We start from the raw sequence: 17,847 nt of genomic DNA, 5'->3' as shown, positions 1-17,847 counted from the left end.
CCTCAAGACAACACCTGGTCCAGAGTGAGGAACAACACATTTCCGGCCAAATCGGTCTGTTCCGTAACCGATTGGGGCGCGCCGATGCGGGCGGTGCGGCCGACCCCGTCGCCGTTCGAATGCAGCCAGAGGAATTCCTGCCCGGCCAGATCCAGGGTGCGCGGCAACGCGGCCGCCACCGCGCCGGTATCGGCGATTCCCTCGAGACTGATCAGGGTGGGCGTGGCGCGCAGGGCGGGCCAGGCGGCGGCGAAGCCGGGGTGCAGCGGCCGGTCCTCGACCTCGTCCTCGGGCACCCAGATCAGGTCCTGACTCTCCTTGTTGCCGCGGGTGCGCAGCTGATCGGCGGCATCGGCGATGACGGTGGTGTAGGTCCAGCCACTGGGCGCGGTCGCGGTCACGCGGGATCCGCGCACCCGGATCGAGCCGGGCGCGATGCCCGCCTCCTCCTCGGCCTCACGGACGGCCGCGTGCACGCTGGTCTCGTGGGAGTCGCGGGCTCCGCCGGGCAGCGCCCAGGTGCCGCCCTGATGGGTCCAGGCGGCCCGATGATGCAGCAGGACTGCAGATCCGCCGCCGGCCAGCGGGGCGCGCAGCAACAGTCCGGCAGCGCCGAAACGACCCCACTGGCGGGTGCCATCCGGACTCTCCGCCCACCCGTCCCCATCACCACGCATCTTCGCAATCCCATCGTCCGACCGCACTGCCGTGCACAGTCCCCGCTCAGCGGAGCACATCGCGGGGATTCCCGCGTCACAGCGGCGGTACGTCCACAATAAGCTCATCCGGCAGCAACAAGTCGGTCGTTCGATATCGGTCAGTGGGAGGTGAGGATGGCTCGCACCGAGGAATTGCGGCTCGCGGAGCTGTCCCCCCGCACCGCCGCGGCGGCCTGGCGCGAACGCTTCGCGACCACCGAACTGCGCAGTTTCGCCCGGTCCTCACCGGCCAAACTGATCGCCATCGGACTGGTCCTGCTGAGCTTGTGCGTGGCGGCCGGCATCGTGACCGCCACCGCGGTGACCAACCGGCAACACGCCCTGGACGCCCTGCTGGATCAGTCGGAGCCCGATGCCTATTCGGCGCAGCGGCTCTACACCTCACTGTCGGTGGCCGACGCCTCGGCCGGTGCCGCCTTCATTTCCGGTGGGCTGGAATCGAAGCCGGTGCGCGACCGGTACAACCAGGCGGTCGGCGAGGCCGCGGCCGAACTGGTGACCCAGTCCAATCGCAGTGACGGGGACACGGATACGCAGCTGCGCAGCGGCATCGCCACCGGACTGCCGGTGTACACCGGCGTCATCGAGACCGCGCGGGCCAACAACCGCGCCGGGGAGCCGGTGGGCGCGGCCTATCTGAGCGAGGCTTCCAACCTGATGCAGGGGACACTGCTGCCGATGGCGCAGGAACTGCAGGAGCACCGGTCCGCCGCCATCACCGCCACCCAGCACACCCACGTGCGCCCGCCCTGGCCCGCCATCCTGCTGCCGCTGCTGGTGGTGGCGGCGCTGATCGCGGCGCAGCTGTTCCTGTACCGGCGCTGGCACCGGGTGCTCAATCTCGGGCTGCTGCTGGCCACCGGGACCATGGTGGTACTGCTGGCCTGGACGGTGATCGCGGGCATCATCTCCGCGGTGGACACCACCCACGCCCGCGACCAGGGCAGCACCCCCACCACGGCGCTCACCCAGAGCCGCATCCTGGCCCAGCAGGCCCGCACCGCGGAGACCCTCAAACTGGTGCGCCGCGACACCAGCGCGGACTACGACAAGGCCTACGACCAGGCCATCGACAAACTGCGAAACATCCTGTCCGGCTATCGAACCGACGCGCCCGGCGCGAGCGACGTGCAGACCGCGTCGGCCGCCCTGGACCGTTGGCGGGCCGCGCACCAGCGCATGAACGACGCGCTGTCCAAGGGCGACTTCATCGGCGCGGCCGCGGTCGCCACCGGGCCGGGCGCCAACGAGGCCGCCGCCCAGACCGACGCGCTGGACCGCGCGCTCGGCGACGGCATCGCCGACACCCGGAACATGCTGCGCACCGACACCTCGCACGCCGCCCGCACGCTGGACCTGCTCGGCCCCGGGGCGCTGGTGCTGAGCACCGCCGCCGCCGTGCTGATCGCGGCCGGGCTCTGGCCCCGACTGCGGGAGTACCGATGACCCGAAGACCCGTCCGCTCCCTGACTCTCGCGGTCCTGGCCGCGGCCGTGGCCTACACGGCCGCCTGCGGCGACAGCAGTCCCCCGCCGCCTGCGCCCTCGACCCGGGTGCCCAGCTATGTCGAGCCGCCACTGCCGTCGGGAGCCGTTGCGGCACAGACCCAGAGCGCGCCGCCGCCGGAGGTGACCGACTGCGGTGACCCGACCGCGAGCCTGCGGCCCAACGGCACCAGGAGCGGGCCGGACATCGACGCCATCCGGGCGCGGGGGCGGCTGCTGGTGGGCCTGGACCCGGGCAGCAATCTGTTCAGCTTCCGGGATCCGGCCAGCGGCACGCTCGCCGGATTCGATGTGGACATCGCCCGCGAGCTGGCCCGGGACCTGCTGGGCGATCCGGCGGCGCTGGAGTTCCGGATCCTCGGCTCCGCCGACCGCGAGCGGGCGCTGCAGGAGCACACCGTGGACGTCGTGGTGAAGACCATGACCATCAATTGTCAACGGCGGCAGACGGTTACCTTCTCCACCTCGTATCTGCAGGCGCATCAGCGCGTGCTGGCCTTCCGCAACTCCGGTATCAACGGACTGACCGATCTGGCGGGCAAACGGCTGTGCCTGGTCAACGGCACCACCTCCCTGGACCTGATCCGGCGCTCGCAGCCCGCCGCGTCCATCCTCACCGTGCCCACCTGGGCCGACTGCCTGGTGGTGCTGCAGCAGCGGCAGGTGGACGCGGTCAGCACCGACGACACCGTGCTGGCCGGGCTGGCCGAGCAGGATCCGGCCACCGAGGTGGTCGGACCCAACCTGAGCACCGAGCAGTACGGGATCGGCATCTCCAAGGGCGCGGACGATCTGGTCCGCTTCGTCAACGGCACCCTGGAACGCATTCGCGCGGACGGGACCTGGAACCGGCTCTACCGCCGCTGGCTGGTGACCGAGCTCGGCGACGCCGCCATTCCGCCGCCCCCGAGGTATCAGGACTGACGATGACCACACCGGAGCAACCCGAGGGGACGCAGGCGGTCGCGCGCACCGAGATGACCGTGGGGCCGTACTGGCCCGCCCGGACCGAGCTGACCACGCGGCACGCACCGGCCGGCGACGACGGCGCGGGCACCCGGCCCGCCGAGCGCACCGAGCCGACGCCGCGCGCGGAATCCCCCGGCACGGAGCCGACCGCCGTGGAACCGGAAATCCCGGTGGCGCCGAGTGTTTCGAGCGCGGAGGGCGAGACGCGGACCCCGACCCGGCCCTCCCAGCGCACCGCCCGCATGACCCGCCCGCGCCCCGCGGTGCGTCGGCTCGGGGCCGGACTGGTGCCGATCCCGGCGGTGGAGCCGATGGATCCGGAAGCCGCCGTGCTCGACGATCCGGTGGTGGCCGAGGGGCGGCGGTTCTGCTGGCGATGCGGCAAGCCGGTCGGGCGGGCCACCCCGACCCAGGTGTCCACCACCGCGGGCACTTGCCAGACCTGCGGCGCGCCTTACGATTTCCGGCCCTCGCTGTATCCCGGCGACCGGGTGGTGGGCCAGTACGAGATCCAGGGCTGTATCGCGCACGGCGGACTGGGCTGGATCTACCTGGCCATCGACCGCAATGTGAGCGACCGCTGGGTGGTGCTCAAGGGCCTGTTGCACGCCGGTGACGCCGAGGCGCAGGCGGTCGCGCTGGCGGAGCGGCAGTTCCTGGCCGAGGTCGTGCACCCGAGCATCGTGAAGATCCACAACTTCGTGGAGCACTCGGGGCCGGACGGGACGCCGATCGGCTACATCGTCATGGAGTACGTGGGCGGGCATTCGCTGCGCGATCTGCTCGATCACCATGCGCCCGACCGCATGCCGGTCGCCGAGGCCATCGCCTACCTGCTGGAAATCCTTCCGGCCCTGGACTATCTGCATTCGGTGGGGCTGGCCTACAACGACCTCAAGCCCGACAACATCATGATCACCACCGACCGGGTGGAGCTCATCGACCTGGGCGCGGTCACCCAGTTCGAGGCGTACGGAAACCTGTACGGCACCAGGGGATTCCAGGCGCCCGAGATCGCGCACACCGGGCCGACGGTGGCCTCCGACATCTACACCGTGGGCCGCACGCTGGCCGTGCTCACCCTGCACCTGCCGATGGAGCGCGGCGCCCACGTCGACGGCATCCCGGATCCGAAGGAGCAGCCGGTGCTGGCCCGGCACCCGTTCCTCTACCGGCTGCTGCTGCGCGCCACCCACCCGGACCCGGAGCGCCGATTCCCCTCCGCGCGCCTGCTCGCCACCCAGCTCACCGGCGTGCTGCGGGAGATCCTGGCCGTCGAGACCGGCAGTGAGCATCCGCAGCTGTCCACCCTGTTCAGCCCGCCGCGCACCAGTTTCGGCACCGGCGAGCTCATCGCGCAGACCGACGGCATCATCGACGGCGTCCCCCGCGACACCCTGCTGCAGCCCGGCGACGTGGTGGCGGCGCTGCCGGTGCCCATCATCGATCCGGGCGACCCGTCCGCGCCGCTGCTGGCCGGGGCCGCGCATCCCGAACCCCGGCACTCCCTCGACGAACTGCGGCACGCCCGCCAGCGCGCGGCGGCCGAACCCGGCGGCGCGCCCGAGACTTTCGAACTGGAGGTGACGCTGGCCGAGGCCCGCGCCCACCTGGACCTCGACGAGCCCGCGGCCGCCCGCATGCTGCTGGCCCGGCTCACCGACGAGCCGCTGCCGCCGGCCCCGGACTGGCGCATCGACTGGTACCTGGGCCTGACCGAGCTGCTGGAACTGGAGTACGAGCGCGCCTTCGCCCGCTTCGACGCCGTGCTGGAGGCGCTGCCCGGCGAGATCGCACCCAAGCTGGCGCTGGCCGCCACCGCGGAACTCGTTCTCCAGCACTGGGATTCGCCCGATCCCGAGGAGTGGCGGTCCTATGCCGAGAACTACTACGCCACCGTGTGGCGCACCGATCGGGGCGTGGTGAGCGCGGCCTTCGGTCTGGCCCGCCAGCTGGCAGCGGCCGGGAACATCACCGCCGCCGTGCACGCGCTGGATCAGGTGCCGCCCGCCTCACGGCATTACGCGGAGGCCCGGATGACGGCCATTCTCATACTGCTGACCTGCGCGCCCGCCGCGGACCTGGACGAGTCGACGCTGCGGGTGGCGGCGGCGCGGGTGCAGGATCTGCCGACCGGCGAGGGACGCGCGGCCCAGTTGCGGATTCTCACCCTGGGGGTCGCGCTGGGCTGGGTGCAGGCCGGAAAGCAACCGAAATCGGTCGGCTCCAAGCTGTTCGGGTCACCGTTCACCGAGCGGGATCTCCGGCGCGGCATCGAGGCCGGCCTGCGCGGCCTCGCCCGCTCCGCGCCTGAACGCACCCACCGGTACGCGCTGGTGGATCTGGCCAACGCGGTGCGTGCCAAATCCTGGTTCTGAGGAACCGGAAGAGTCCCGTGTCGCCCGCGGCGGTCACAGAGGCAGTCTGCGAACCACGGGGCCGGCGAGGGAATTTCGGCCCCTACCACGGTTGTGCGTGGTGCGACACGGGTTCCGGTGGACCGGGCGAACCGGATCCGGTGACCACCATGCCAGGCCCATCATGATGTTTTCGTGAAGTCCGAATCGCCATGCGGGTGCCGTGGCGCTCAGCCGACCAGATCGGCGGCGGCGCGGGCGATGGCGAGTTCCTCGTTGGTCGGGACCACCAGCACCGACACGTCCGAGTCGTCGGTCGAGATGCGCCGGGCCGTACGGTCTTTCGCGGTGTTCCGGTCGGCGTCGATGCGAATCCCGTACCGCTCCAGTCCCGCCAGCGACTCGGCGCGCACCTTGGCGTCGTTCTCGCCGACACCGGCGGTGAAGGTGATGGCGTCCACCTCCCCCAGCTCGATCAGGTACGCGCCGATGTAGCGGCGCAGCCGGTGGATGTAGACGTCGAACGCCAATTTCGCGGTCGGATGGCCGGTTTCGATGAGGCGGCCGAGCTCCCGGAAGTCATTGACACCGGAGATGCCCTTGATCCCGGAGTTCCGGTTGAGTAGGGCGTCCACATCGTTCACATCCATGTCCGCCGTGCGGATGAGGTGGAAGATGATCCCCGGATCCAGATCCCCGGACCGGGTTCCCATGACCAGGCCCTCCAGCGGGGTCAGGCCCATGGAGGTGTCCACCGCCTGCCCGGCCCGAATGGCCGAGGCCGACGCGCCGTTGCCGAGGTGCAGCACGATCTGGTTGAGCTCGGTTCTGTCCTTCCCGAGGAAGGCCGCGACCTGGCCGGACACGTAATCGTGCGAGGTGCCGTGGAAACCGTACTTGCGAACACCGTGCGCCGCCGCGATTTCCGCGTCGATGGCGTAGGTCTTCGCCGCGGCGGGCAGATTGTGGAAGAAGGCGGTGTCGAACACCGCGACCTGCGGCACGTCCGGCAGCAGCGCGCGCGCCGATTCGATGCCGATGACATTGGGCGGATTGTGCAGCGGCGCAAGGGAGGACAGGTCGACAATGGCCTGCACCACCGCGTCTGTAATGAGCGTCGGCTCGTAGAAGACCTCACCGCCGTGCACCACCCGGTGCCCGACCGCGGCCAGATCCGCGTGCGCCAGATCCTGGCCGCTCGCGCTGAACAGATCGAACACCACCCGCAGGCCCTGCGCGTGATCGGCGATGGGCCCCTGATACTCGAGAGTCTTCTCGCCCGAGGTGTGTTCGACGGTCACCGCATCCGGCTCGACCGCCTCGCCGATGCGTTGCACCACGCCATGCGCGCACACATCGGCGGTCGCCGGATCGAGCAGCTGATATTTGATGGACGAGGATCCGGAATTGATCACCAGAACCTTCATCACGCCTCCTGCTGAGCCTGAATCGCGGTGATCGCGACGGTGTTCACGATGTCCGCGACCAGCGCGCCCCGCGACAGATCATTGACCGGCTTGCGCAGACCCTGCAGCACCGGGCCGATGGCGACGGCCCCGGCGCTGCGCTGCACCGCCTTGTAGGTGTTGTTGCCGGTATTGAGGTCCGGGAAGATGAAGACCGTCGCCTGGCCCGCCACTTCGGAATTCGGCAGCTTGGTCTTGGCCACCGTGGGCTCGATCGCGGCGTCGTATTGAATCGGCCCCTCCACCAGCAGTTCCGGCGCCCGCTCGTGCACCAGCTTGGTGGCGGCGCGCACCTTGTCGACGTCCGCGCCGGACCCCGACTCGCCCGTGGAGTAGGAGAGCATGGCCACGCGCGGGTCGATGCCGAACTGGACGGCGGTACGGGCGGAGGAGATGGCGATATCGGCCAGCTGGTCGGAGGTCGGGTCCGGCACCACGGCGCAGTCGCCGTACACCAGCACCCGGTCGGCCAGGCACATGAGGAAGACGCTGGACACCGTGGACACGCCCGGCTCGGTCTTGATGATCTCGAAGGACGGGCGGATGGTGTGCGCGGTGGTGTGCGCCGCGCCAGAGACCATGCCGTCGGCGACCCCCATGTGCACCATCATGGTGCCGAAATACGAGATGTCGCTCATGAATTCGCGGGCGCGGTCCACCGTCATGCCCTTGTGGGCACGCAGGCGGGCGTACTCCTCGGCGAATTCGTCGCGCAGCGGGCAGGTCTTGGGATCGAGCACCTCGGCGGCCTCGATGTCCACGCCGAGCTCGGCGGCACGGCCGCGCACCGCCGCCTCGTCGCCGAGGATGGTGAGGTCGGCGATCTTGCGCTGCAGCACCCGCCCGGCCGCGCGCAGAATGCGGTCGTCGTCGCCCTCGGGCAGCACGATGCGCTTGCGGTCGTTGCGGGCGCGGTCGATGAGCTGGTACTCGAACATCTGCGGGGTGACGATGTTCGGGATGGGAATCTCGATCTGCCGCAGCAGTTCCCGCGGATCGACCCGCTGCTCCATGAGGGCCAGCGCGGTGTCCACCTTGCGGATGCTGGACAGCGAGACGCGGCCGCGGGTGAGCGCGGTGGCCTTGGCGGTCTCGAAGGTGCCCAGGTCGGTGGCGAGGATGGGCAGCTTGGGTTTGAGGCCCGCCATCAGTCGCGCGATGGACGGCTCGGGCAGCATGCCGCCGTTCATGATGATGCCGGCCAGCGACGGAAAGCCCTCCGCCTCATGGGCGTTCACCAGCGCGAGCAGCACGTCGGAGCGGTCACCGGGGGTGATGACGGCAACGCCGTCGGCGAGGCGTTCCAGAATGTGCTCGGCGGTCATGCCGCCGACGATCACCTCGAGCGCCTCGCGCTGCATGAGTTCCGGGTCGCCGCTGTAGAGTTCGCCGCCGATCGCCTCGCGCAGCTCCTCCATGGTGGGCGCCTGCAGCAGCGGCACCTCGGGCAGCGCCCAGGAGGGCACGGTGCAGGCCCCCTTCAGGGCGGCCGCGTCGGCCTCCAGCTGCCCGGGCTCGCACCGGTTGGCGATCACCGCCACCAGCTTGGCGTGCTCGGCCGCCAGCTCGGCGCGGCAGAGCTCCACCAGCTGGCCCAATTCCTCAGGGGTGCGGCCCATTCCACGCACCACCAGCAGTACGGGCGCGCCGAGGTTCACCGCGATGCGGGCGTTGTAGCGCAGTTCGCTGGGGCTGGCGACATCGGTGTAGTCCGAGCCGACGATGAGCACGGCGTCGCACTGCTTGGCGACCGCGTGGTACCGCATGACGATCTCGCTGATCGCCGCGTCCGGATCCTCGTGCACCTGTTCGTAGGTGACGCCGATGGCCTGGTCGTAGTCGACATCGGCGGTGGAGTGCTCGAGCAGCAGCTCGAGAATGTAGTCGCGCCCGATCGCGGACCTGGTGATCGGCCGGAACACGCCCACTCGCGGCGTGGTGGCCGCGAGGGCCTGCAGAACACCGAGCGCCACCGTCGACTTGCCGGTGTCGCCCTCGGGGGACGCGATGTACACACTGGAAACCGGTGTGGCAGCCATGGGCGAAAGCCTACCGACCGTTATGGGCTGATTTCCGCGCGTACCCGGTTACCCGGCCGCGGATATTCGGGGACGGACTACCGCGAGAGCCGCCCGTCCCCGGGTGCCACGGCGTGAACCGACTCAGAGGGCCCGCAGGCGGGGCGCCAGATCGCGCTGGAACAGATCCAGGAACCGGCGCTGATCATGACCGGGCGCGTGGAAGACCAGGTGGTTCAGGCCCGCGTCCAGGTACGGCTTGATCTGCTCGACCGCCTGGTCCGGATCGCTGGCCACGATCCAGCGCTTGGCGATCTGCTCGATCGGCAGCGCGTCGGCGGCCGCCTCCATCTCGATGGGATCGGTGATGGAGTGCTTCTGCTCCGCGGTCAGCGAGAGCGGGGCCCAGAAGCGGGTGTTCTCCAGCGCCAGAACGGGATCGGTGTCGTAGGAGATCTTGATCTCGATCATGCGGTCGATGTCGTCGACGGAGCGGCCGGCCTTGGCGGCGCCCTCCGCGACGGCGGGCATCAGCTTCTCGGTGTAGAGATCCATGCCCTTGCCGGAGGTGCAGATGAAACCGTCACCGGCGCGGCCGGCATAGCGGGCCACCAGCGGGCCGCCCGCGGCGATGTAGACCGGGATGCCGCCCTTGGGCACGTCGTAGATCGAGGCGCCGACGGTCTTGTAGTACTGGCCGTCGAAGTCCACCCGCTCGCCCGTCCACAGCGCGCGCATCAGGTCCACCGACTCGCGTAGCCGCGCGAAACGCTCCTTGAACTCCGGCCATTCGCCCTGGAAGCCGGTGGCGATCTCGTTCAGCGCCTCACCCGAGCCGACGCCGAGCATGATGCGATCCGGGTACAGGCAGCCCATGGTGGCGAACGCCTGCGCGATGACCGCAGGGTTGTACCGGAAGGTCGGGGTCAGCACCGAAGTGCCGAGCTGAATGCGCTTGGTGCGCTCGCCCACCGCGGCCAGGAAGGCCAGCGAGAACGGGGCGTGCCCGCCATTGTGCCGCCACGGCTGGAAATGGTCGGAGACGGTGGCGCTGTCGAGGCCGTGCGCCTCCGCCTCCACCGCGAGCTCCACCAGTTCGCGCGGGCCGAACTGTTCCGCGGACGCCTTGTAACCGAGCTTGAGGTCTTTCACCTGGGCACTCCTGTCGCCATGCTGCGCTCGAGCTGTGCGGGCCAACCTCCCGCACGACCGCCGCGACACCGGGCATCGCGAACGGTCCTACTTCGCACGATAGGTCAGCGGTGAAACGCGGTGCGGCAGGGGTCACACCCAAGGGGTCGAACCTCGGGTGGGCGGACGGTATTCCGGGGATGAAACCGGTCGGACGGTCAGTTAGGGCAGGAATATATGAGCGTCCGGTCCCGGGATAGCGGAGAATGTGCGCGTGACCTACTCGAGCGCTGAACCGATCCTCTCCTATCTGACCGACATGGACGGCGTCCTCGTGCACGAGAATCACATGGTGCCCGGGGCCGATCAGTTCCTCGCCGAACTGCGCGACAACGACATTCCGTTCCTGGTTCTCACCAACAATTCGATCTACACCGCGCGCGATCTGCAGGCCAGGCTCAGGCACACCGGCCTCGACATTCCGGTCGAGTCCATCTGGACCTCCGCCCTCGCCACCGCGACCTTCCTCGACGACCAGCGCCCAGGCGGCACCGCCTACGTGGTCGGCGAATCCGGCCTCACGACTGCGCTGCACGAAATCGGTTACGTTCTCACCGATTCCGACCCGGACTACGTGGTGCTCGGCGAAACCCGCACCTACTCTTTCGAAGCCATCACCACCGCCATCCGGCTGATCTCCGCGGGCGCGCGCTTCATCGCCACCAACCCGGACGCCACCGGCCCGTCCCGCGAAGGCATCCTTCCGGCCACCGGCTCCGTCGCCGCCCTCATCACCGAGGCCACCGGCCGCAAGCCCTACTACGTCGGTAAACCCAACCCACTGATGATGCGATCGGCGTTGCGCCGCATCGGTGCCCACTCCCAGTCCACCGTCATGATCGGCGACCGGATGGACACCGACGTCATCGCGGGCCTGGAGGCGGGCATGCGGACCATCCTGGTCACCACCGGCATCTCCACCCCGGCCCTGGTCGAGCAGTTCCCGTACCGCCCGACCACCATCCTGCCCTCGGTGGCCGCCCTGGTCGGCAAGACCAAGGACCCGTTCGCGCTGTAGTCAGGCGTCGCCCTCGAGTGCATCGAGGGCGGCCGACAGGGTCGTCAGCGCGTCCACGATGTGGGCGAGCTGCTCGATACCCAGCTGCGCCACAAGCCGTTTCGCCATGGCCGCGTGCTGCGGGTCGATCCGCCGCACCGCGTCGTGACCCGCCTCGGTGATGGCCACCAGCTTCGCGCGCCGATGCGCCGGATTGGGGCGGTATTCCACGAATCCCTTGTCCGCCAGCACATCCGCGATGCGCTGCACGCTCTGGCGGGTGATACCCATTTCGCGGGCGATACCGGCCACCGGGAGCGGTTCGTGCAGAATCGCACCGAGCACCTGCCACCACGCGACCGTGATCCCGGACGGCTTGGCCAATTCCTCTGCGATCGAGAGGAATTGGCCGTTCAGCTTGAACGACGTGACGGCCGCGGCCCCGAACAGCTGCTGCGCGGTGCGGGTCATTGCGCGGCCGCCGCGCGCTGCTGCTCGTACTCGAACAACGCGTAGAAGCCCGCGGGATCATTGTTTCCGTACAGCCGGTACCAGGACTCCAGCACGTGCGGCTCGTAGATACCCAGGCGCGCGAAGATCTCGCGGGCGAAATCGACCGGTCGGGTACCGGTCGCGGTGATCAGGTCACCGTCGGTGACCGCGGTCGCCTGAACATAGTGCTCGCCACCCGAATATCCGCTGTAGGCAAGATATCCCGCGTCATTGCTGGTGTGCCGCCGATCGTCCAGCAGGCCCTCCTGCGCCAGCCCGAAGGTCGCGCCGCAGATCGCCGCCACCGGCACCCCGGCCGCCAGAAACTCCCGGGCCTTGCGCGCGAAGGCCGCCGGCGTCTCGGGATGCTGCTCGGTTTCGAGTCCCGGCAGGATCAGCATGGCGCTGTCGGCGGGCTTCAGCTCATCGAGAACCAGATCGGGCAGGATCCGCATGCCGCCCATCGAGGTGATCGGCTCGGCGCCGAGGGCGACCGTCTTCACCTGCCAGGTTCCCGGCTCGCGCTGCCAGAGTTCGCGATTGATGTGTGCGGTCGCATGCCCGACCTCCCAGTCCGAGAAGGTGTCGTACACGGCCATGTGGACTGTTTTCATCATGACAGCATGCTGTCATATTTGACAGCATGCTGTCAAACGACGCTCGATGATTCTCAGGGGCTGCCCCGAACCCCGTCGCCCCCGAACACGAAAGGGCCGGAACCCAGTGGGTTCCGGCCCTTTCGAACACTCGTCGGATCAGCTCAGTGCCTGGTCCAGGTCATTGAGCAGGTCCTCCACATCCTCGAGCCCGATGGAGATGCGGAGCACGCCATCGGTAATCCCCACGGCCGCACGGCCTTCCGGGCCCATCGCCCGGTGGGTGGTGGTGGCCGGATGCGTGATCAGCGTCTTCGCATCGCCGAGGTTGTTGGAGATGTCGACGATGCGCAGGCGGTTGAGCACCTCGAAAGCGCGCTTCTTGGCCTCGTTCTCCGACGCCTTCAGCTCGAAGGTGATCACCGTGCCGCCACCGGACATCTGACGCTTGGCCAGCTCGTACTGCGGGTGCGAGGACAGGAACGGGTACTTCACCCACGCCACGGCGGGATGGGTCTCCAGGAACCCGGCGATCTTCAGCGCGGAGTCCACCGACTGGCGCAGGCGCAGCGGCATGGTCTCCAGACCCTTGAGCAGGGTCCACGCATTGAAGGGGCTCAGCGCCGGACCGGTGTGGCGCATCAGGTTCTTCACCGGGCCGTCGATGTAGTCCCGGGGTCCGAGGATCGCGCCGCCGAGGACGCGGCCCTGCCCGTCGATGTGCTTGGTGCCCGAGTACACGGTGATGTCCGCGCCCAGGTCGAAGCCGCGCTGCAGCAGCGGGGTGGCGAAGACGTTGTCCAGCACCACCTTCGCGCCCGCCGCGTGTGCGAGATCGGAGACCGCGCGCACATCGGTGAGGGTCTGCATGGGGTTGGAGGGGGTCTCGAAGAAGACGGCCTGGGTCGGCACCGACAGCGCCTGCTCCCACTGGTCCAGATCCTCGCCGTCGACGAAGACGGTCTCCACGCCCCAGCGCGGCAGGATCTCGTTGGCCACCACGAAGCAGGAGCCGAACAGGCTGCGCGCCGCCACCAAGCGGTCACCCGCGGCGAGCAGCGCGCCCAGCGCGGTGAACACCGCCGACATGCCGGAGGCCGTCGCGAAACAGGCCTCCGCGCCGTCGATCAGGCGCAGCCGCTCCTCGAACATGGCGACCGTCGGGTTGCCGTAGCGGGAGTAGACGAAGTGGTCGATATCGCCGGTGAAGGAGGCCTCGGCCGCCTCGGCGCTCTCGTAGACGAAACCCGAATTGAGGAACAGCGCCTCGGAGGTCTCGTCGAAGCCCGAGCGCCGGGTGCCGCCGCGCACGGCCTGCGTGGCGGGGCCGACGCCCTCGGGGAGCGGTTTGTCGAAGGAACCACCGGTGATCATGACTGCCTCCCTGCGATCCGGCCGGACACGAAACTCATGACTGACGCCAGGGCAGGCCGTCGGCGCGCCAGCCGGTGCCGCCGCGATGCCCCTGACCGTCGAGCGCACCCTCGAAGCCGTCGACCACATTGAAGGACGGACCGATGCCGAGGGTGGTGGCGGCAGTGGCCGCGCCGATGGAGCGCTGGCCGGAGCGGCAGATGAAGATGACCGGCGCGGCCGAGTCCTGGCCGCGATCGCCGAGCGCCTGCTTCAGCTGATCGGTGAAACGGGTATTGGGGGTGCCGGAGACGTCCACCCACTCGATCAGCGCGGTCGGCCGGCCGATGCCGCTGGTGTCGGGCACCCCGACGAACCGCCACTCGGCTTCGGTGCGCACATCCACCAGCACCGCATCGGGGTTGTCGCGCAACAGTTCCCACGCCTGCTTCGGCGTGATGTCACCCGCGTAGCTCACTTGTCCTCCTGTGAATCCGCACTTGCCGCACCGCTGTCCGATGCGAGGCCAGGTCGTCACCCGGAGCACCCCACCGCGGAGGAGGGTTGCCGACCAGCCAGCCGGGGCTTGACGCTGGTACTCATGACCTGGGTTGAGACTGCCGAAAAAACGGCCCCACTGTCAAACCCCGGCCGCGACTTCGGCCGTTGTCAGGAATTGCAGACCAACCAGCGGGAATTCTCCCGGGTGAAGTGCCAGGTCGAGGTGGTTTGGGCGCCGGAGACCGTGAAAGTGACCTGCGCCGTGGCCTTCTCGCCGTCGACGGCCGGGTCGGCCAGCTTTTCGAACGTGATGGTCCCCCCGGTCGCGGCCGCGATCTTGAGCGGCGAGGCGTTCTCGTCGAATCCCTTGCAGGACAGGGTCGGATCGTACTTGCCGGTCTCGCTGCGGGACTTGATGAAGTTGCCCGCGGCCGCCGCGAGCCGATCGGAATCTGTGACATTCTTCTCAACCGGCGAGACCAGCGTCGCGATCACGATGCCCAGGATCACGACCGCGATGACGCTCGCCGCGACCAGGAACGGCCACATGCTGCGGGCCTCGTTCTGATCGATCGGAACCGATGTCTCCCCGGCTGTCTCCTCGGCGTCGCTCATGGGTAGATCATGCCTGGTCGCCGCCGTTCGCCCGGCACGGCATTCCCACGGTTCGGGCCTCGGCATTCCCACAGTTCACAGCCCTGCGCGTGAAGGGCCTCGTGCGCCATCGATAGAATCAGCAGAATTTCCGCCCCAGGCGCGGGAATAGCAAGACTACGCAGCAACGCTGCAGCGTCGGGGGCCAACGGCGGTCACCGAAGCCAGGGCGTCAACTTAGCCTAAGCTAAGAACGACGGCTGAGTTTTGACGACAAGTTAGTTTCGACCCAAAGGGTGCGCGGAAGAATGACCGAACAGAGTGCAGCGACCCGCCCGCTACGCATTGCGATCGTGGGCGCAGGCCCGGCCGGTATTTACGCCGCCGATGCCTTGATGAAGTCCGATGCCGAGGTGAGCATCGACCTCTACGAGCGCATGCCCGCGCCCTTCGGCCTCATCCGCTACGGCGTCGCGCCCGACCACCCGCGCATCAAGGGCATCATCACCGCCCTGCACAAGGTCCTCGACAAGCCGCAGGTCCGCCTGCTCGGCAATATCGACTACGGCGTCGACATCACCCTCGAGGACCTGCGTCAGTTCTACGACGCGGTCATCTTCTCCACCGGCGCCAACGCCGACCGCGCCCTCGAGGTGCCGGGCATCGACCTCGACGGCTCCTACGGCGCCGCCGACTTCGTGTCCTGGTACGACGGCCACCCGGACGTGCCGCGCACCTGGCCGCTGGACGCGGAGAAGGTCGCCGTCCTCGGTGTCGGCAACGTCGCCCTCGACGTGGCCCGCGTGCTCGCCAAGACCGGCGACGAACTGCTGCCCACCGAGATCCCGCCGAACGTCTACGAGGGCCTGCAGGACAACAGGGCCCTCGAGGTCCACGTCTTCGGCCGCCGCGGACCGGCCCAGGCCAAGTTCACCCCGCTCGAACTGCGCGAACTCGACCACTCCCCGACCATCGAGGTCATCGTCGACCCCGAGGACATCGACTACGACGAGGGTTCCGAGGCCGCGCGCCGCCACTCCAAGCAGGTCGACATGATCTGCAATACGTTGGAGCAGTGGGCCATCCGCGATGTCGGCGACCGCCCGCACAAGCTGTTCCTGCACTTCTTCGAGAACCCGTCGGAGATCCTCGGCGCGGACGGCAAGGTCGTGGGCCTGCGCACCGAGCGCACCCAGCTCGACGGCACCGGAAACTGCAAGGGCACCGGCGAATTCAAGGACTGGGACATCCAGGCCGTGTACCGCGCGGTCGGCTACCTGTCGCAGAACATCCCGCTGCTGCCCTTCGACGACCAGGCCGGCACCGTGCCCAACGAGGCCGGGCGCGTGCTCGTCGACGAGGACGCCGACGGCGCGGCTCGCTACATGCCCGCTACCTACGTGACCGGCTGGATCAAGCGCGGCCCGGTCGGCCTCATCGGCCACACCAAGGGCGACGCCAACGAGACCATCGCCTGCCTGCTCGACGACGCCGCGAACTTCACCCCGGCCGCGCGGCCGGAGCTGGAGGCGGTCACCGAATTCCTCGAGCACAAGGGCATCCCGTTCACCACCTGGGCCGGCTGGTACCGCCTCGACGCGCACGAGCGCGCCCTGGGCGAGCCGCAGGGCCGCGAGCGGGTCAAGGTCGTCGAGCGCGACGAGATGCTCGCCGCCTCCGAACCCGGCAAGGTTTCCTGACCAGCTCCGGGCAAGGTGTCCTGACCAGCGCCAATCCGACTGCCGGACAAGGTTGTCCACACATGTCACCGTTCTGAGGCATGCTGATCACGTGTTCGATGCCCATCTCCACATCTTCGATCCGCGGTTCCCGCTGGTCGAGAACGAGGGCTACCTGCCCGACCCGTACACCATCGCCGCCTATCGCAAGCGCATGTCCCGCTTCGATATCGACGGTGGCGCCCTGGTCAGCGGGTCGTTCCAGGGCACCGATCAGAGCTATCTGCTGGCCGCCCTCGCCGAACTCGGCGAGGGCTGGGTCGGTGTCACCAATCTGCACGTGGACGCCACCGACGCGGAGATCCTCGAGCTGAACCGCGCCGGGGTGCGGGCCATCCGGTTCAACCTCAAGCGCGCGGGCGGCGACATCGTCGGGCTCACCATGCTGGCGCTGCGGGCCTACGAACTGGCCGGCTGGCATGTGGAGCTCTACATCGACGGGTCCATGCTGGGCTCGCTGGAACCGGTCATCACCAAGCTGCCCAAGCTGTCGATCGACCATCTGGGCATGTCCGACGAGTGCCTGCCCTACCTGCTCAACCTGGTCGACCGCGGGGCCAAGGTGAAGGCCTCCGGCTTCGGGCGGGTGGCGATGAATGTGGGCTCGGCCCTGCGCAAGATCCACACCGTCAACCCCGAGGCCCTGATGTTCGGCACCGACCTGCCGGGCACCCGGGCCGGACGGCCGTTCCGCGACGCCGATATCTCGCTGCTCGCCGACGCCGTGGGCTCCGATCTGCACCGGGTGCTCGAGGACAATGCCCGCGCTTTCTACGGGCTGCCAGCCAAGGAACACCTGTTCGAGGACCCGAACCCGTCCATGCGCCGGGCCGCGGGCGAAGCACCCACCCTGCGGCTGCCGCGCTCGGAGCTCCCCGGACCCCCGCCCCCGCCCACCCTGCCGCTGCCGATCATCGATCGCTAGCGCAACGGGCCACCCCCTGAGGGCCGCGGAGACTTCGCGTTATTGTCATACCGTCAACACCGGTGTGTGAGCCGGTGCGCAGGATTCGACGACGAACCGAGGTAGGGCGTGAGCACTCCATCCACCGCCAAGCAGGGCCCGCTCGCGGGCATCCGGGTTGTTGAACTGGCCGGCATCGGCCCCGGTCCGCACGCGGCACTGCTGCTCGCCGACCTCGGCGCCGACGTGGTGCGGGTGCAGCGGCCCGGCATGCTGCCCGGCTTCATGGAGCGTCCGCAGTGGCGCGGCCGCACCATCGTCGAGGCGAACCTGAAGGATCCCGCCGACATCGAGCAGGTGCTCGGGCTCATCGAGAAGGCCGACGTGCTGCTCGAGGGCTTCCGGCCCGGCGTCACCGAGCGCATGGGACTGGGCCCCGACACGGC

The 17,847-nt window shown here is 69.0% G+C and carries 16 protein-coding genes and 1 riboswitch; of the genes, 7 read left to right on the top strand and 9 right to left on the bottom strand.

From position 1 onward, the window contains the following. Positions 1-2 precede the first annotated feature (2 nt). Complete coding sequence (locus ACFXN1_RS31505; protein WP_379438282.1) at positions 3-677, bottom strand: NUDIX domain-containing protein; 675 nt, start codon at positions 675-677, stop codon at positions 3-5. A gap of 156 nt (positions 678-833) precedes the next feature. On the opposite strand from ACFXN1_RS31505, the gene ACFXN1_RS31500 reads away from it, so the two are divergent. Genes ACFXN1_RS31500 through ACFXN1_RS31490 form a run of 3 tightly spaced genes read left to right on the top strand, consistent with a single transcriptional unit; the run spans position 834 to position 5,571 of the window. After that, positions 834-2,165, top strand: coding sequence for a hypothetical protein (locus ACFXN1_RS31500; protein WP_379438284.1), 1,332 nt, complete (start codon positions 834-836; stop codon positions 2,163-2,165). After that, entirely contained in the window at positions 2,162-3,148 is a 987-nt protein-coding gene (locus ACFXN1_RS31495; protein WP_379438285.1) for a glutamate ABC transporter substrate-binding protein, read from the top strand. Before ACFXN1_RS31500 ends, ACFXN1_RS31495 begins: the two co-directional genes overlap by 4 nt. A 2-nt stretch (positions 3,149-3,150) precedes the next feature. Beyond that, complete coding sequence (locus tag ACFXN1_RS31490) at positions 3,151-5,571, top strand: tetratricopeptide repeat protein (protein ID WP_379438287.1); 2,421 nt, start codon at positions 3,151-3,153, stop codon at positions 5,569-5,571. Between the two features lie 209 nt (positions 5,572-5,780). Here the strand turns inward: ACFXN1_RS31490 and ACFXN1_RS31485 are convergent, their stop codons facing one another. The 3 genes from ACFXN1_RS31485 to fgd form a co-directional block, all read right to left on the bottom strand. Then, positions 5,781-6,977 carry an acetate kinase gene (locus ACFXN1_RS31485; RefSeq protein ID WP_379438288.1) on the bottom strand — a complete coding sequence of 399 codons (1,197 nt, stop codon included), beginning with the start codon at positions 6,975-6,977 and terminating at the stop codon, positions 5,781-5,783. Next, the gene (gene pta, locus ACFXN1_RS31480; RefSeq protein WP_379438290.1) at positions 6,977-9,055 is read right to left on the bottom strand and encodes a phosphate acetyltransferase; all 2,079 of its coding nucleotides are present in this window, start codon (positions 9,053-9,055) and stop codon (positions 6,977-6,979) included. Before pta ends, ACFXN1_RS31485 begins: the two co-directional genes overlap by 1 nt. A 123-nt stretch (positions 9,056-9,178) precedes the next feature. After that, complete coding sequence (fgd, locus tag ACFXN1_RS31475; protein WP_379388639.1) at positions 9,179-10,186, bottom strand: glucose-6-phosphate dehydrogenase (coenzyme-F420); 1,008 nt, start codon at positions 10,184-10,186, stop codon at positions 9,179-9,181. A gap of 298 nt (positions 10,187-10,484) precedes the next feature. Between fgd and ACFXN1_RS31470 the strand changes: the two genes are divergently transcribed. Next, positions 10,485-11,243: an HAD-IIA family hydrolase gene (locus tag ACFXN1_RS31470; RefSeq protein ID WP_379438303.1), complete on the top strand. Its 759-nt coding sequence runs from the start codon at positions 10,485-10,487 to the stop codon at positions 11,241-11,243. On the opposite strand, the gene ACFXN1_RS31465 is transcribed toward ACFXN1_RS31470, so the two are convergent. The 5 genes from ACFXN1_RS31465 to ACFXN1_RS31445 all read right to left on the bottom strand — a co-directional run bounded on the left by ACFXN1_RS31465 (position 11,244) and on the right by ACFXN1_RS31445 (position 14,779). Beyond that, positions 11,244-11,693 (bottom strand): MarR family winged helix-turn-helix transcriptional regulator, encoded by a 450-nt coding sequence (locus tag ACFXN1_RS31465; protein ID WP_379438291.1) that lies wholly within the window; start codon positions 11,691-11,693, stop codon positions 11,244-11,246. It lies immediately after the preceding gene. Then, positions 11,690-12,328 carry a type 1 glutamine amidotransferase family protein gene (locus ACFXN1_RS31460; protein WP_379438305.1) on the bottom strand — a complete coding sequence of 213 codons (639 nt, stop codon included), beginning with the start codon at positions 12,326-12,328 and terminating at the stop codon, positions 11,690-11,692. The genes ACFXN1_RS31465 and ACFXN1_RS31460 overlap by 4 nt, the downstream gene beginning before the upstream one ends. A 141-nt stretch (positions 12,329-12,469) precedes the next feature. Continuing rightward, on the bottom strand, positions 12,470-13,684 hold the full coding sequence (locus tag ACFXN1_RS31455; RefSeq protein WP_379401267.1) for an O-succinylhomoserine sulfhydrylase: 1,215 nt from the start codon (positions 13,682-13,684) through the stop codon (positions 12,470-12,472). Between the two features lie 34 nt (positions 13,685-13,718). Next, positions 13,719-14,141: a rhodanese-like domain-containing protein gene (locus ACFXN1_RS31450; RefSeq protein ID WP_379438293.1), complete on the bottom strand. Its 423-nt coding sequence runs from the start codon at positions 14,139-14,141 to the stop codon at positions 13,719-13,721. Between the two features lie 13 nt (positions 14,142-14,154). Beyond that, positions 14,155-14,270, bottom strand: a riboswitch (SAM riboswitch). A gap of 62 nt (positions 14,271-14,332) precedes the next feature. After that, positions 14,333-14,779, bottom strand: a complete 447-nt coding sequence (locus tag ACFXN1_RS31445) for a hypothetical protein (protein ID WP_379438294.1) — start codon at positions 14,777-14,779, stop codon at positions 14,333-14,335. A 287-nt stretch (positions 14,780-15,066) separates the two neighbouring features. Between ACFXN1_RS31445 and ACFXN1_RS31440 the strand changes: the two genes are divergently transcribed. The 3 genes from ACFXN1_RS31440 to ACFXN1_RS31430 all read left to right on the top strand — a co-directional run. After that, complete coding sequence (locus tag ACFXN1_RS31440; RefSeq protein ID WP_379438296.1) at positions 15,067-16,458, top strand: FAD-dependent oxidoreductase; 1,392 nt, start codon at positions 15,067-15,069, stop codon at positions 16,456-16,458. Positions 16,459-16,549: 91 nt separating this feature from the next. Beyond that, on the top strand, positions 16,550-17,422 hold the full coding sequence (locus ACFXN1_RS31435; protein ID WP_379438297.1) for an amidohydrolase family protein: 873 nt from the start codon (positions 16,550-16,552) through the stop codon (positions 17,420-17,422). Between the two features lie 108 nt (positions 17,423-17,530). Next, on the top strand, positions 17,531-17,847 hold a 317-nt coding region (locus tag ACFXN1_RS31430), incomplete at its 3' end, for a CoA transferase (protein ID WP_379463733.1).

Source organism: Nocardia sp. NPDC059154 (assembly GCF_042755705.1).
In the GTDB taxonomy this organism is placed as follows: Bacteria; Actinomycetota; Actinomycetes; order Mycobacteriales; family Mycobacteriaceae; genus Nocardia.
Note: the sequence above shows the minus strand (reverse complement) of the source record. Positions and strands in the feature narration are given on the sequence as shown.